General features: G+C 30.0%; 12 protein-coding genes. 11 read left to right on the plus strand and 1 reads right to left on the minus strand.

The window, feature by feature from the left end:
• Positions 1 to 147: 147 nt before the first annotated feature.
• A complete protein-coding gene (locus JWF52_RS09070) occupies positions 148 to 1,014 on the minus strand; it encodes a formate/nitrite transporter family protein (protein WP_208333251.1) in 867 nt (288 codons plus the stop codon).
• A 359-nt stretch (positions 1,015 to 1,373) separates the two neighbouring features.
• Here JWF52_RS09070 and JWF52_RS09075 point away from each other — a divergent pair, with 359 nt between their 5' ends.
• The 11 genes from JWF52_RS09075 (at position 1,374) to JWF52_RS09125 (ending at position 15,861) form a co-directional block, all read left to right on the plus strand.
• Positions 1,374 to 2,168 carry a formate/nitrite transporter family protein gene (locus tag JWF52_RS09075; protein WP_208333252.1) on the plus strand — a complete coding sequence of 265 codons (795 nt, stop codon included), beginning with the start codon at positions 1,374 to 1,376 and terminating at the stop codon, positions 2,166 to 2,168.
• A 178-nt stretch (positions 2,169 to 2,346) separates the two neighbouring features.
• A complete protein-coding gene (gene murB / locus JWF52_RS09080) occupies positions 2,347 to 3,261 on the plus strand; it encodes a UDP-N-acetylmuramate dehydrogenase (RefSeq protein WP_208333253.1) in 915 nt (304 codons plus the stop codon).
• Positions 3,262 to 3,264: 3 nt separating this feature from the next.
• Complete coding sequence (locus JWF52_RS09085) at positions 3,265 to 3,978, plus strand: PHP domain-containing protein (RefSeq protein WP_208333254.1); 714 nt, start codon at positions 3,265 to 3,267, stop codon at positions 3,976 to 3,978.
• A 20-nt stretch (positions 3,979 to 3,998) separates the two neighbouring features.
• The gene (gene rapZ / locus JWF52_RS09090) at positions 3,999 to 4,856 is read left to right on the plus strand and encodes an RNase adapter RapZ (protein WP_208333255.1); all 858 of its coding nucleotides are present in this window, start codon (positions 3,999 to 4,001) and stop codon (positions 4,854 to 4,856) included.
• Positions 4,857 to 4,869: 13 nt separating this feature from the next.
• Complete coding sequence (mgfK, locus tag JWF52_RS09095; protein WP_208333256.1) at positions 4,870 to 5,979, plus strand: gluconeogenesis morphogenetic factor MgfK; 1,110 nt, start codon at positions 4,870 to 4,872, stop codon at positions 5,977 to 5,979.
• 65 nt (positions 5,980 to 6,044) lie between these two features.
• On the plus strand, positions 6,045 to 6,470 hold the full coding sequence (locus JWF52_RS09100) for an NUDIX hydrolase (RefSeq protein ID WP_042275935.1): 426 nt from the start codon (positions 6,045 to 6,047) through the stop codon (positions 6,468 to 6,470).
• A gap of 16 nt (positions 6,471 to 6,486) precedes the next feature.
• The gene (gene whiA / locus JWF52_RS09105; protein ID WP_208333257.1) at positions 6,487 to 7,431 is read left to right on the plus strand and encodes a DNA-binding protein WhiA; all 945 of its coding nucleotides are present in this window, start codon (positions 6,487 to 6,489) and stop codon (positions 7,429 to 7,431) included.
• Between the two features lie 170 nt (positions 7,432 to 7,601).
• Complete coding sequence (locus tag JWF52_RS09110; protein ID WP_208333258.1) at positions 7,602 to 11,150, plus strand: DNA polymerase III subunit alpha; 3,549 nt, start codon at positions 7,602 to 7,604, stop codon at positions 11,148 to 11,150.
• Positions 11,151 to 11,342: 192 nt separating this feature from the next.
• Positions 11,343 to 12,302: a 6-phosphofructokinase gene (pfkA, locus tag JWF52_RS09115; RefSeq protein ID WP_208333259.1), complete on the plus strand. Its 960-nt coding sequence runs from the start codon at positions 11,343 to 11,345 to the stop codon at positions 12,300 to 12,302.
• Between the two features lie 30 nt (positions 12,303 to 12,332).
• Positions 12,333 to 14,081: a pyruvate kinase gene (gene pyk, locus JWF52_RS09120; protein ID WP_502711251.1), complete on the plus strand. Its 1,749-nt coding sequence runs from the start codon at positions 12,333 to 12,335 to the stop codon at positions 14,079 to 14,081.
• Between the two features lie 202 nt (positions 14,082 to 14,283).
• Positions 14,284 to 15,861, plus strand: a complete 1,578-nt coding sequence (locus JWF52_RS09125) for a sodium:neurotransmitter symporter family protein (protein ID WP_208333261.1) — start codon at positions 14,284 to 14,286, stop codon at positions 15,859 to 15,861.
• The last annotated feature ends 154 nt before the right edge of the window (positions 15,862 to 16,015 follow it).

The following is a 16,015-nucleotide window of genomic DNA, read 5'->3' on the forward strand; positions in this document are numbered from 1 at the left end:
AATGCTTAAAACGTGTAATAAATAGGTATATTAACATTATAAACATTATAAAGTCAATAGGTAAAAACTGAAGATATAAAAAAGGTTGCCTATTGAATATAGAACAACCTTTGTATATTTACATATATTAAAAATTATTTAATTATATTAAGCAGCTTTATTTGATTCAGAAGCTTCATTCTTAGTTTCAAATATGAAGAAGTATACACCAGCAACAAATACTGCACCACCTATTATGTTACCTATTGTAACAGGTAATAAGTTGTTTACAAATATATTAGGTATATTTATAACAGATGCATCAGCTATAGTCTTATGAGCAGCTTCTAAAAATGCTGGGTTAGATTTAGCGAATAAACCACCGAATAAGTATGCCATATTAGCAACACTATGTTCAAATCCAGCACATACAAATAAGAATATACCGAAGAATCCAGTTAAAGCTTTACCTGATATATCTTTAGCACCGTAAGTCATCCAAACAGTAGCACAAACTAACCAGTTACATAATATACCTGAAACTAAAGCAGGCATAAAGCTATATCCTAGTTTACCTATTGCAGTTTTAACTACAACCCCACCGTATAAACCATTACTCCAATCGAATACTCCTGAGAAGCTTACCATCCAAGCCACTAAAGCTCCACCAATTAAGTTACCTATCCAAACTAAAGCCCAGTTTTTGAAAGCTTGTCCCCAAGTTACTCTTTTCTTTAAAGCAGCTAAAGTAACAAGTATGTTACCAGTAAATAAATCCGCACCAGCTATTAAAACAGCTATTAATCCAACTGGGAACATTAATCCAGCAACAAATTTACCTAATCCATAAGTTGCAGGATTTGCTAATAAGTTGTAAGAAGCTGCAATTGACCCTAAAGCTCCGAATGCTATATAAGCACCAGCTAAGAATGCAGAAGCTAAAACTTTTTTAGCAGGTGTATTAACTTTTTTTATACCAGCTTCAATAGTATATTTAGCTATTTCTGCTGGGTAAAGCATTTTTTTATCTGACATATAAAAGTCCTCCTTAAATATTAATTAGAATAATTTATTTTAAAATTCCATTTTAATTTTTGTGCATAAAGACACAACATTTGTAATTATACATCAAAAAAAAATATTTGTATACATTAAACAACATAAGTTTTTAGTTAAATTATGTATAGAAAGGTATTTTTGTTAATAAATTAATTATATATAGTATAAATGATTATATAATATTAAGATATTGAATTTCTAACAATGATAAATAAGGTGTAGAACCTATAAAAAATGAAAAATTTAGAAAATTTCAAAATTTAAATTAAACAATGATAACTTAAAAGTGTTACAATATTTTATAAGCTTGTTAAATAAAAATAGGGGGTGGATTTATGGACAAAAGATTCTTAACACCCGGGGAAATAGCAGAAGCTATAGTAAATGTAAATATAAAAAGGGCTGGACTTGATACAAAGCCATGTCTTTTGCTAGGAGTACTTGCAGGTATTTTTATTGGCTTAGGGGGATTAGGTAACATTATATTTACCCAAACTCTCGCAGGAATAGATCCAGGATTAGCAAAATTTGCAGGCGGTGTAGTATTCCCAGTTGGACTTATGCTAGTTGTTATGTGTGGAGCAGAATTATTTACAGGTAACAATTTAATGTCTTTAGCAGTAATGGAGAAAAAAATATCTATGGGTCAAATGTTTAGAAACTGGGGATTAGTATATATAGCTAATTTTATAGGGTCATTATTTTTAGTTTTACTTGTTTTTTATTCATCAACTCTAACTGGAGATGCTGCTACAAAGGCAATTGCAATAACTGAAAGTAAGGTTGCATTGACTTTTTCAGAAGCATTTTTTAAGGGTATACTTTGTAATATATTAGTTGTATTAGCTGTATGGATGGCAACAGCAGCTCAAGATGTAGTATCTAAAATATTTGCATGTTGGTTTCCTGTTATGTTATTTGTTTTATGTGGATTTGAACATAGTGTTGCAAATATGTTTTTTATACCAATGGGAATGTCTTTAGGAGCTGATGTGGGAATTGCTCAACTTATTATGAATTTAATTCCAGTTACATTAGGAAACATAGTTGGTGGTGCAATAATAATTCCTTTTATGTATCGCAGCTGTTATTTAAATAAAAAAGTAAAAAAAACAGAAAAAGTACGATAGAAATTTCGGCGTTGATATAGATATATCAACGCTTTTTTAATTTACTTTAAACTCTTTATATATTGTTATTTTTTTTTAATACATTATTATATTAAATATATGAAATTAATTACGAAATTAATAATATAGTTTAACATAGATAAATAATGAATAAATAGTATAAACTAGGAGGAAATATATGAATAAAGAATATATATATGAAAATTTATTAAATATATTAGATAAGGAAGACATAAAACTGGATGAACCTATGAGAAAGCATATTTCTTTTAGAGTTGGTGGTCCAGCTGACATATTAGTAAAGCCAAGAACAGAAGAACAATTAAGAGGAGTTTTTTCTTTAATAAAGAAGGAAAATATTCCTTATCTAGTAATTGGTAATGGTTCAAACCTTTTAATAAAGGATGGAGGTATCAGAGGTATAGTAATAGAAATATCAGATAACTTTAATTCATTTAATATAGAAGGGAATAAGCTTACAGTTCAATCAGGAGCATTACTTTCTATAGTAGGTAAAGCCGTTTTAAGAGCAGAATTAAAGGGATTTGAATTTGCTGCAGGAATACCAGGAACAATAGGTGGAGCATTAGCTATGAATGCAGGAGCTTATGGTGGAGAAATGAAAGATATGGTTAAATCTGTAAGACTTATGGATACAGATGGAAACATAGTAGAATTCACAAATGAGCAAATGGAATTTGGTTATAGAAGAAGTATACTTTCTAAAACAGATTATGTAGTTTTATCAGCAGAAATAGAACTTGAAAAAGGGAACTACGATGAAATAAAAGCTAAAATGGCTGATTTTACACAAAGAAGAATTACGAAGCAACCATTAAGTTTACCAAGTGCTGGAAGTACATTTAAAAGACCTGAAGGATATTTTGCAGGTAAATTAATAGATGATAGTGGGCTTAGAGGACTTACATTAAGAGGAGCTCAAGTATCTGAAAAGCATTGTGGATTTGTTGTTAACCTAGGTAATGCAAATGCAAAAGATCTTTTAGACTTAATGTACGTAGTTAAGAGTACTGTAAAAACTAAATTTGGAGTAATACTAGAGGAAGAAGTAAAAATACTCGGAGAGGATTAACAAATGCAAATATTAGCAGATTATCATACACATACAGTATATAGCCATGGAAAAGGTACAATAGAAGATAATGTTAAGGTAGCTATTTCTAAAGGGATAAAAACTATAGGAATATCAGACCATGGATATAAGCATATAAGCTTTGGAGTTAAAATAAATGATATCTATAAAATGAGAGAAGAAATAGATAATCTAAATATGAAATACGATAATATTAATATACTTTTGGGAATGGAATGTAATATATTAGATGATAATGGTAATATAGATATAAATGACAAGATTATTGGCTCATTAGATTATGTTATGGCAGGTTATCACTTTGGTTCGACACCTACTTCATTAAAAAGTATGCTAAACCATTGCAACAATTATATAATAAAAAGTGAGAAATCTAAAGAATATAATACAAAAGCTTTAATAAATGCAATGAAAAAAAATGATATATTTATAATAACTCATCCTGGTGATAAGGGAGATATTTATATTGAAGAAGTTGCAAAAATAGCAAAAGAGACAGATACTAAGTTGGAAATAAATAGTAGTCATGGATTTTTAAATGCAAATCAATTAAAAGAAATAAAAAATATAGGAAATAAATTTATTATTGGTTCTGATGCTCATATACCAGAAAATGTAGGGAATTTTGAACTAGCTATGAAAATTGCAAAAGAGGCAAATTTAGATTTATCACTAATTGAAAATATAAAAATATAATTTAAAGAGGGGGAGAAAAGATGAAATTCGTAATAGTAACAGGTCTTTCAGGATCAGGGAAAAGTGAAACTATGAGGGCTTTAGAGGACATGGGATTTTATTGTGTAGACAACTTACCTCCTGCCCTAATAACTAAATTTGCAGAACTTTGTTATCAGCCTAATTCAAGTATTGATAAAGTTGCTTTAGGTATAGATATAAGAGGTAGAAAGTTTTTTAAAGAACTTCATGAAAGTTTAAACTACCTTCAAGAACAAAACTATAAATATGAAATATTATATTTAGAGTGTGCAGATGATGTATTATTAAAAAGGTATAAAATGACAAGGAGAAATCATCCATTATCTATAGACATACAGATACCTGAAGGTATAAAAATGGAAAGACGTATAATGGAGCCTTTAAAGGAAATATCAAATTGTATAATAGATACAACAAATATGAAACCTAAAGATCTTAAAGAAGAAGTTAGTAAAATATATTCTGTTGGAGAAGAAAATCCTAATTTGACTATATCAGTAGTTTCTTTTGGATTTAAACATGGAATACCATCAGATTGTGATTTATTATTTGATGTAAGATTTCTTCCAAACCCATATTATGTAGAAGAACTAAGACCTAAAACTGGAGATGAGCAAGATGTTAGGGATTATGTAATGAACTCTAAAGTAAGTGAGGAGTTCTACGAAAAACTTAAAGATATGATAGAGTTTTTAATACCTCAATATATTGAAGAAGGAAAACACCATATAGTGATAGGGATTGGTTGTACAGGTGGAAGACATAGATCTGTAACTATATCTAACCTTATATATGAAGAATTAAGTAAAAAAGGATATAGAGTGGTAAAAAAACATAGGGACTCTATGCTAAGATAATTTGGAGGAAAAAATGACAAGTATACTTATAGGCATAGGTGTAACAGGATGGATTGCCCTTTTTATATCTCTATATTTATATAAAAAAATAAAGAGAGAAAAAAATCAATCTTTGCATATTAAATCTAAAGAATATAAAGGGCCAAAAGTAGTGGTAATTGGTGGAGGAACAGGCCAATCAATTTTCTTAAGAGGTCTTAAGCATTTTACGCAAAATATAACCGCAGTAGTTACTGTTGCAGATGATGGTGGAGGTTCAGGTATATTAAGGGAAGACTTAGGTATGCTACCGCCAGGAGATATAAGGAACTGTTTGCTGGCTTTAGCTAATATAGAGCCAACTATGAATGAGGTTATGAAATATAGATTTACAGAAGGTGCTTTAAAAGGTCAAAGTTTTGGAAATCTATTTTTAGCAGCAATGAATGGATTATATGAAAATTTTGAACTAGCAGTTTATAAAATGAGTGAAATATTTGCTATAACAGGTAGAGTACTGCCTATAACATTAGAAGATATAAACTTAATTGCTAAACTTAAAAATGGAGAATTTGTAAAAGGAGAATCAAGTATACCTAATGAAGTAAAGACTCAAAAAAGTTGTATAGATAGAGTATACTTAGATCCAATAGATGCAAAACCTTTAGATGAAGTAATCAATTCTATTGCAGATGCTGATATAATTATAATGGGTCCAGGAAGTTTATACACGAGTATAATACCAAACTTATTGGTCGAGGGTGTAGTGGATGCTATTAAAAAATCTAGTGCTCCTAAAGTATATATATCTAATATAATGACTCAACCAGGAGAAACAGATGACTACAATGTATTAGATCATATAAATGCTATAGTAAAACATGCTAATGAAAATATAGTAGACTATGTAATAACTAATAATGAAGTATTACCTATTGATATTTTTGAAATATATCAAAGGGATGGTGCAAAACAAGTTATACTAGATAAAACTCAAAAAGATGTTTTAAAAAGTATGGGGATAAAAGCTATAGAAGAAAATTTAATTGAAATAAAAAGCAATTATATTAGGCATGATGCAAATTATATTGCTAATATAGTAGTTAATTTGGCACTAAGTCATAAAAATGACACAAGCAAGTAAAAAAGGATTTTAAAAATTTATGTAGAAATCCTTATTATTATGTTAGTTTTAAGGAGTGAACATCTATGAGAGAAGAGGTTAGTGCCGGTGGTGTAGTACTTTTTGGTAACGCTATACTTTTACTTAGAAAATTCAACGGAGATTGGGTTTTGCCAAAAGGTAAAGTAGAAGAAGGAGAAAACAGACAAGAAGCAGCGTTGAGAGAAGTACTAGAAGAAACTGGAGTAAAAGCGGATATACTAAAGTATTTAGGAGAAATACATTATACTTTTAAAGAAAACTGGGATGAAAATAGGGCAGTTCATAAAACAGTTTTTTGGTATTTAATGCAAGCAAGAGGCATGGATACAGTACCTCAAAAAGAGGAAGGATTCATCGATGCTAAATTTATACACTTAGATAGAGTAGTAGATTTAGCAAGATATGATGATGAAAAAGAAATAATAAAAGTAGCACTACAAGAAATAAAAAAAAGATCAAAAAAGAACTAGTTAATAGGTGATAGATATGTCTTTTTCAGCTGAAACAAAGAATGAATTAGCAAGGATTTCATCTGAAAACCATTGCTGTAATGTAACTGAACTAGCTGCTATAGTTAGGTTAGCAGGAAGTATACAAATTGCAGGGTATAAGAAATTAAATCTTAAAATAACAACGGAATTAAACTCAATAGCTCGTAAAGCATTTAAATTATTAAAACAAAACTTTGGAATCAACACGACAATTTCAGTAAATAAGAACCAAATGCTAAAGAGAAATAATAGTTATGTTTTAATGGTTACAAGTGAAATGGGAGCTGAAAAGTTGTTAAAGGAATTAGGAATACTAGCTCCAGGAGATCAATTTTATACTTTGAATAAAGTACCTACAAACCTTATACAACACGATGAGTGTGCAAGGTCGTTTATAAGAGGAGCATTTCTTGGAGGAGGGTCCATAAGTGATCCTGGTAAAACATACCATATGGAGTTTGTAACTAACAATGAAGATTTTGCAGAATCTTTAAAAGAGCTTATAAATTCTTTAGGATTTAATTCTAAGATAGTATCTAGAAAAAATAATTATGTTGTCTATCTAAAAGAAAGTGAGCAAATATCAGATTTACTTAGTATAATAGGAGCTCATCAAGCCTTATTAAGCTTACAAAACATTAAAGTAGTCAAAGAAATGAGAAATAATGTTAATCGTATTGTTAATTGTGAAACGGCAAACCTTTCGAAAACAGTTAATGCAGCTGTTAGGCAAGTAGAAAATATTAAGTTAATACAAAATACAATAGGAATAAGCAGTTTACCAGAAAATTTGCAAGAAATAGCTAGCCTTAGAGTAGAATATGAAGACATGACATTAAAAGAATTAGGAGAAATGTTAAGTCCTCCTATAGGAAAATCAGGAGTAAATCATAGGCTAAGAAAAATAGAAGAAATTGCTAATAGATTAAGAGATAAATAATTATAAATAGGGGGTTATATTACAATATAATCCTCTATTTATATTGCAATAATTTATTCAAGATAATGTAGTATTAAAAGTAATTATGTCAAATTTTATATAAAGTGTTGAACTTTGTTTTATAATATACTTTTGTGGTAAAATTATATCATAAGATAGGAGGTGATTTGATGAATAAAGATTTTGTTCATCTTCATGTTCATACAGAATACAGTTTACTTGATGGTTTCTCAAGAATAAAGAAACTAGTAGGTAGAGCTAAAGAATTAAATATGAGTTCAATTGCTATAACAGACCATGGATGTATGTTTGGTGTTATAGATTTTTATAAAACAGCTAAAAAAGAAGGAATAAAACCTATAGTAGGATGTGAAGTATACACAGCACCTCGTACATTAAAAGATAAAGACCCAAATTATGATAAAAGACAAGGGCATTTAATTTTATTAGCTAAAAATATGGATGGTTATAAAAATTTAATTAAATTGGTATCTACATCTTATGTAGAAGGGTTTTATTATAAGCCAAGAGTAGATATGGATGAATTAAAGAAATATAATGATGGAATAATAGCTTTATCTGCTTGTCTAGCAGGTGATGTATCTCAAGCTCTTATGGACAGAAATTATGACAAAGCAAAAAGTAAAGCTTTAGAGTATAGAGATATATTTGGAGAAGAGAATTTTTATTTAGAAATACAAGATCACAACTTACCAGAACAAAGAGAAGTAAATTCAGGCCTTGTAAAACTATCAAAAGAGACGGGAATTCCATTAGTAGCAACAAATGATGTTCATTATGTAAATAAAGAAGATGCAAAAATACATGATGTGCTTATGTGTATACAAATGGGGAAAACTGTAAATGACCCAAATCGAATGAGATTTGGTAGTGATGAATTTTATTTAAAATCTAGAGATGAAATGGAAGAATTATTTCCATATGCATTAGAAGCTGTAGAAAATACAGTTAAAATAGCAGAAAGATGTAATATTGAATTTGATTTTAATACTATACATCTTCCTCAATATGAAGTACCTAATGGATATAATACGGATAGTTATTTAAGAGAATTGTGTTTTAAAGGTTTAGAGGAAAGATATGAAAATCCAAGTCAAGATGTTATAGATAGACTTAATTATGAGTTAGATGTAATAGAGAGAATGGGATATGTAGAATATTTCCTTATAACATGGGATTTTATAAACTTTTCAAAGAAAAATAATATAATGGTTGGACCTGGAAGAGGTAGTGCAGCAGGTTCAATAGTTGCGTATACTCTTAAGATTACAGATATAGACCCTATAAAGTATTCTCTTTTATTTGAGCGTTTTTTAAATCCAGAACGTGTATCTATGCCCGATATAGATATAGATTTCTGTTATGAGAGAAGAGAAGAAGTTATAGATTATGTAAAAAGAAAATATGGAGAAGACCATGTTGCCCAAATCATAACATTTGGAACTATGGGAGCTAAAGCTGCCATAAGAGATGTTGGTAGAGTTCTTGATATACCTTATAATAAGGTTGATAAGATAGCAAAAGAAATACCTTTTGCACTTGGAATGACAATAGATAAAGCACTAGATACCAATCCAAATTTAAAAGATTTATATGATCAAGATAAGGAAACTCGTGAAACCATAGATATATCTAAGCAGATAGAAGGAATGCTTAGACATGCTTCAACTCATGCAGCAGGTGTAGTTATATCCAAAAATCCAGTAGATGAATATGTTCCGTTATACAAACATCAAGATGCTATAACAACGCAATTTACAATGACTACACTAGAAGAACTAGGCTTACTTAAAATGGATTTTCTAGGACTTAGAACTCTTACTGTAATTAGAGATGCATTAGAACTAATAGAAAAAAATCATAATAAAAAAATAGATTTTTCTAAAATGGGTGATGATGATCCGAAAGTATATGAATTATTATCATCAGGAAACACACTAGGAGTGTTCCAGCTAGAAAGTGCTGGTATGAGAAGTTTCATGAAACAACTAAGACCAGACAACTTTGAAGATATAGTAGCGGGAATTTCTTTATATAGACCAGGACCAATGGACTCTATACCAACTTATATAGACAATAAAAATAACCCACAGCATGTAAAATACTTACATGATAAGTTAAAACCTATAATGGATGTTACCTATGGATGTTTAGTTTATCAAGAGCAGGTAATGCAGGTAGTTAGAGATTTAGGTGGATATAGTTATGGTCGTAGTGACTTGGTTAGAAGAGCCATGGGTAAAAAGAAAATGGATGTTATGGAAGAGGAAAGAAGATATTTCATCCATGGTAAAGAAGACGAAAATGGTAATATAGAAATTGCTGGATGCGTAAGAAATGGAGTTCCAGAAGATATAGCTGATAAAATATTTGATGATATGATAGATTTTGCAAAGTATGCATTTAATAAATCACATGCTGCGGCATATGGAGTTTTATCATATCAAACAGCATATTTAAAAGCATATTATCCAGTAGAATTTATGGCAGCACTTATTACAAGTGTAATGGGTAATACAGATAAAGTTGTGGAATATATAAGAGAATGTAGTGCTTTAAAAATAGATATTTTAAAGCCAGATATAAATAAAAGTTTTGCAAAATTCTCTGTTGAAGGAAATAATATTAGATTTGGACTAGCAGCAGTAAAAAATGTTGGTGTAAATATAATTAATAACATAATAAATGAAAGAGAAACTAATGGTTACTTTAAGGATTTTGGTGACTTAGCAAAAAGATTAGACTCAAAAGATACTAATAAAAGATGTATAGAGAGTTTAATCAAATGTGGAGCATTTGATGAAATAAGTGAAAATAGAGCAAGTTTAATGGCTGGATATGAAAGTTTACTAGACAGTATATCTATGGATAGAAAGAAAAATATTCAAGGCCAAATATCATTGTTCGATGCTTTTTCGTCAACTGAAGAAAGTCAAGATTTTCAAGAGGTAAGTGTAATTAAAAAACTGAAGGAATTTGAAGAAAGAGAAAGGCTTAACTTAGAAAAAGAAGTATTAGGTATGTATGTAAGTGGACATCCATTAGCTGAATTTAAAGAAGAATTACAAATAAATACGTCTATAGATAACGGAAAACTAAATTCCTTAAGGGAAGATGAAGAATCTTATGTTAGTTTAGACGAAAGAGAAGTTATAATGGGTGGGATGATTGTCAATAAAACCATAAAAACTACTAAAAGAAATGATATAATGGCATTTTTAGAATTAGAAGATTTATATGGAACAATAGAAATAATAGTATTCCCTCAATTATTACAACGATATAATAATATTTTAAATGAAGATAATATTATATATGTAAAAGGAACTTTAAGCATAAAAGAAGATGAGAGTCCAAAACTAATAGCAAGAGAGTTTAAAGATATAAATGATAAGTCTGAATTTGAAGATAGTAGATATAAATCTAGAAACACGTATAACAATCAAAATAATAGTAATAGTAATAATAATTCTAAGTTAGGACTATATTTAAAAATAGATAGCTTTAACAATAAACCACTTATTGATAATATAGTTGATATTTTGAAACTTTATCCAGGAAGTGAAAATATATTTTTATATGCCCAAGATTCAAAACAAATGTATAAATACAATGGGCTATTAGTAAAAACGTCTGAAGAATTAATTAAAAAGTTAGAAAAAATACTATCTAAAGAAGATATAAAAATTAAGAAATAATATTAAAAAAATTAGAACTTTAAAAGTAAAAAATTATATAATAATATGAAAAAGTTTTTCAGATTATGGTATAATATGAAAAAATGGATATTTTAACAGTTCTAATTTTTTTATCTTTGATGGGATGAAAAATTAATAGGGGGACAAAAAAAGACCCTATGTTACTAAAATAGATAATTAGGAGGTAACACTATGAAAACTATAGGAATATTGACAAGTGGAGGAGATGCTCCAGGAATGAATGCAGCTATTAGAGCTGTAGTAAGATCTGCAATATACTATGGATGTAAAGTATACGGAATTAACAGAGGATACAAAGGATTAATAGAAGAGGATATAAAAGAAATGAATTTATCCTCTGTTGGAGATATTATACATAGAGGTGGAACTATACTAAAATCTTCTAGATGTGAAGAATTTAAAACAGAAGAAGGAAGATTATTAGGGGTAAAAATGTTAAAAAAATATGGCATAGACTGTTTAGTTGTTATAGGTGGAGATGGATCGTTTAATGGAGCTTTAAAGTTAAGTGAATTAGGATTCCCAGCTATAGGTCTTCCAGGAACTATAGATAATGATTTAGCTTACACAGATTATACAATAGGATTTGATACAGCTATGAATACTGTTATAGATGCAATAGGTAAAATAAGGGATACATCTTCATCTCATGAAAGGGTTAACATAGTAGAAGTAATGGGAAGACACTGTGGAGATTTAGCTTTATATGCAGGTCTTGCAGGTGGAGCGGAAACTATAATAGTGCCAGAGGTAGATTTCAAAGTAGAAGATGTATGTAATAGATTAAAAACAACTCAAAAAAGAGGTAAGAGACACAGCATTATAGTACTAGCTGAAGGTGTAGGAAATGCACAAGATTTAGGAAGAGAAATAGTTGAAAATACAGGAGCAGATTTAAGAGTTACTGTTTTAGGTCACGTACAAAGAGGCGGAAGCCCAACTGCATTTGATAGAATACTAGCTAGTAGAATGGGAGTTAGAGCAGTAGAATTGCTTTTAGATGGAAAAGCTGCAAAGGTAGTAGGTATAAAAGATAATAAGATAATTGATATGGAAATAAATGAAGCTTTAGCAATGAATAGAGATTTTGATAAAAATACTTATGAAATGGCAAAAATACTATCTATATAACAATAGGAGGGTAAATATATGTTAAAGAATATTAAGAGGACTAAAATAGTTTGTACATTAGGACCAGCATCAGACAAAGAGGAAACTTTAACTCAACTAGTTGAAAATGGGTTAAATGTTTGTAGATTTAACTTTTCACATGGATCTCATGAAGAACACAAGGGGAGATTAGATCTAGCTAAAAAAGTTAGAGAAAAATTAAATCAACCAGTAGCTCTTTTATTAGATACTAAAGGACCTGAAATAAGAACTGGAAACTTTGATCAACCAGAAGTTCTTCTAGAAGAAGGTAAAAAATTCACTATAACTATGAAAGAAGTTATGGGAACTAAAGAAATGTGTACAGTAAGTTACAAGGGTCTTGCAAATGATGTTAAATCAGGGGATACTATATTAATCGATGATGGATTAGTTGGACTTAAAGTTCAAGAAGTAAATGGTGATGATATCGTTTGTGTTGTTGAAAACTCAGGAATAGTTAAAAATCATAAAGGTGTAAATGTACCTGGTGTAAAAATAAATTTACCAGCTATAACGCCTAAAGATAGAAGTGATATAGAATTCGGTATAAGCCAAGGAATAGACTATATAGCAGCATCATTCGTAAGAAAAGCATCAGATGTATTAGCGATAAGAGAAATATTAGAAGAAAACAATGCTACAGATATACAAATAATATCTAAAATAGAAAACCAAGAAGGTGTAGATAATATAGATGAGATATTAAAAGTATCTGATGGTATAATGGTTGCTAGAGGAGACTTAGGTGTTGAAATACCTACAGAAGAAATTCCAATAGTTCAAAAAATGATGATAAAAAAATGTAATGAATTAGCAAAACCTGTAATAACTGCTACTCAAATGCTTGATTCTATGATTAGGAACCCAAGACCTACTAGAGCAGAAGTTACAGATGTTGCAAATGCTATATATGATGGAACTGATGCAATAATGTTATCAGGGGAAACTGCTGCTGGTAAATATCCGGTAGAAGCTGTTAAGACTATGGCTACTATAGCTAAAAGAACAGAAGAAACACTAGACTATGATGCTATATTAAAAGCAAACGGAAAAAATAATAATACAGTTACAGACGCAATAAGCCATGCAACTTGTACAACAGCAGTAGATTTAGATGCATCTTCAATAATAACTTCAACTTCTTCAGGATATACTGCAAGAATGGTTTCTAAATTTAGACCTAAGTGCCCTATAATAGCAACTACAAATGATGAAAAAATAATGAGAAGATTAGCTCTTACTTGGGGTGTATACTCTATTAAATCATCAGAAGCAGGAAATACAGATGAAGTTATAGAAAATTCTATAGAAGCAGCTAAAGAAGCTAAATATATAAATAATGGAGAATTAGTAGTTATAACTGCTGGAGTACCAGTTGGTGTAAGTGGAACTACTAACTTAATAAAAGTACATGTAATAAGTGAAGAAATGGCTCAAGGTATAGGTGTAGGAGCTAAAACAGTAGAAGGTAAAGTCCGTATAATCAAGAGTGGAGAAGAGTGTAAAGATTTTAATGAGGGAGATATATTAGTTACTACTATGACTGATATAGAAATGAACCCTTATATAGAAAAATCATCTGCTATAGTAACAGAAGATGGCGGAATGACTTCTCATGCAGCAATAGTAGGATTAAACTTAGATAAGCCTGTTATAGTATCTGTAACAAACATAACTAACTTAGTAAAGAATGGTGAAGTAGTAACTGTTGATGCAGCAAGAGGTGTAGTATACAGAGGTTCTACAAGAGTATTATAAAATAATGTATTTTTCAGAAAATTTAAAAAATAGCTTGAAAAAAATATAATATGATGCTACTATATTTTATAAGTAGTATAAATGGCCGCTAAGTCTTAAAATGCTTAGTGGCTCTTTTATAAAATGAATAGTCAGAATATTCAAATTAAATAAAAAATTATAGAGATTAGTTTGAATATGAAAAAAAGAGGAGGGAGAGTTAATGACAGAAAGTAGAGAGAACTGGGGTTCAAAAATAGGTCTTATATTAGCAATGGCAGGTAATGCTGTTGGATTAGGGAATTTCTGGAGGTTCCCATATGTAGCTGCTTCAAATGGTGGAGGAGCATTTATGATACCATACTTCTTTGCACTAATCGTTATAGGTATACCTGTAATGCTAGTAGAATGGAGTATCGGTCGTTACGGTGGGAAATATGGTCATGGTACATTAGGTCCAATGATGTACTTACAAGCAAAACAGGCTATGAAGCCGAAAAAGGCAATTATAGTTGGAGCTTTATGCGGAATGATAGCGTTTGGGGTTACAATATTAGTCAACTCTTATTACAACCACATAATAGGATGGTCACTAGGATTTGCATTTAATTCTCTTACAGGAGGGTATAACGCAGATCCAGGTGGTTTCTTTAGTGCATATATACAAGATCCCAAAAATTTAATATTTTGGGTTATAGCATTGCTTTTCCTAGCAGTTGCGGTAATGAAAGGTATACAAAAAGGGATAGAATCTTGGGCTAAAGTAATGATGCCTGTACTTTATGTATTCGGTATAATACTGGGTATTAGAGCATTAACTTTAGGTTCACCTGTTAACCCTGATTGGAGTTCACTAGCAGGACTTAACTTTATATGGAATCCAGATTTTAGCCAATTATCATGGGGTTCTGCAATAGCTGCAGCGGGTCAAATATTCTTCACACTATCTTTAGGAATGGGTATAATTCACAATTACGCTTCATATCTACAACCAGATGAAGACATAGTAACTGCATCTGTAGCAACAGTATCATTAAACGAATTTGCAGAAGTAATATTAGGAGGAACGGCTGTTATACCTATAGCTTATGCATTTTTAGGACCAGAAGGTATAAAGGGAAGTATAGGTTTAGCATTTATGGCACTACCAAATGTATTTAGCACAATGACTGGTGGAGGAATATTTGGAGCGATGTGGTTCCTATTATTATTCTTTGCTGGTATAACATCTGCTATAGCAATGTATAATTATTTAGTTGCATTATTAGAGGAAGATGCTGGAATCGAAAGAAAAAAAGGTGCTTGGATAGTATTTATTGGATACTTAATAGTTGGAGCTCCTATAGCATTAGAATCAATATTGACTCAAAGCTCTAATTTAATATACTTTACAGAAGTTGATAACTGGATAGGTAACTATTTATTAATAGTTTTAGGATTAATAGAAATAATAGTAATTGGATGGTGCGTTAAAGATAAAGCACTTGATGAAATGAATAGAGGTGGATTATGGAAAGTACCTAAATGGTTCTTTAGATTATTCCATCAATTCTTAACTCCAATTACAATAATAACATTCTTATTATTCTTCACAAGGGATTACTGGATTGCTGGTAACTTTAAAGCAGTCCCTAGCTATATAGCTCAAATACCAGAGTTTGCTGTTTGGGTTAATTTAGGTAGAGCTGTAGTATTTGGAGTACTATTAATAGGATTTATACAATCATATAGATCAATAAAGAAAAAATATAAAGATGAAATAGATTCTAATAAAGTAAGAGATAAGGAGAAAAATAAGTAAACTCCATAAAAAGTAGGAGGGTGATTATATGACAGGTGCAGCATGGGTATTTATGGGGACAATATGGGTTACCATATTTACCTGTATAGGTATATCAATGAGAAAAATAGTAAAAGATCAAAGATAAATTCATAAAAACCCTACTTAAAACAGG

It is taken from the genome of Clostridium sp. CCUG 7971, from assembly GCF_017590215.1.
Taxonomy (GTDB): Bacteria; Bacillota; Clostridia; order Peptostreptococcales; family Peptostreptococcaceae; genus Faecalimicrobium.

Bases quoted from the DNA above. Each gene is read 5' to 3' on its own strand.
- JWF52_RS09070 (WP_208333251.1), bottom strand. From the start codon at position 1,014: ATGTCAGATAAAAAAATGCTTTACCCAGCAGAAATAGCTAAATATACT.
- JWF52_RS09075 (WP_208333252.1), top strand. From the start codon at position 1,374: ATGGACAAAAGATTCTTAACACCCGGGGAAATAGCAGAAGCTATAGTA.
- murB (WP_208333253.1), top strand. From the start codon at position 2,347: ATGAATAAAGAATATATATATGAAAATTTATTAAATATATTAGATAAG.
- JWF52_RS09085 (WP_208333254.1), top strand. From the start codon at position 3,265: ATGCAAATATTAGCAGATTATCATACACATACAGTATATAGCCATGGA.
- rapZ (WP_208333255.1), top strand. From the start codon at position 3,999: ATGAAATTCGTAATAGTAACAGGTCTTTCAGGATCAGGGAAAAGTGAA.
- mgfK (WP_208333256.1), top strand. From the start codon at position 4,870: ATGACAAGTATACTTATAGGCATAGGTGTAACAGGATGGATTGCCCTT.
- JWF52_RS09100 (WP_042275935.1), top strand. From the start codon at position 6,045: ATGAGAGAAGAGGTTAGTGCCGGTGGTGTAGTACTTTTTGGTAACGCT.
- whiA (WP_208333257.1), top strand. From the start codon at position 6,487: ATGTCTTTTTCAGCTGAAACAAAGAATGAATTAGCAAGGATTTCATCT.
- JWF52_RS09110 (WP_208333258.1), top strand. From the start codon at position 7,602: ATGAATAAAGATTTTGTTCATCTTCATGTTCATACAGAATACAGTTTA.
- pfkA (WP_208333259.1), top strand. From the start codon at position 11,343: ATGAAAACTATAGGAATATTGACAAGTGGAGGAGATGCTCCAGGAATG.
- JWF52_RS09125 (WP_208333261.1), top strand. From the start codon at position 14,284: ATGACAGAAAGTAGAGAGAACTGGGGTTCAAAAATAGGTCTTATATTA.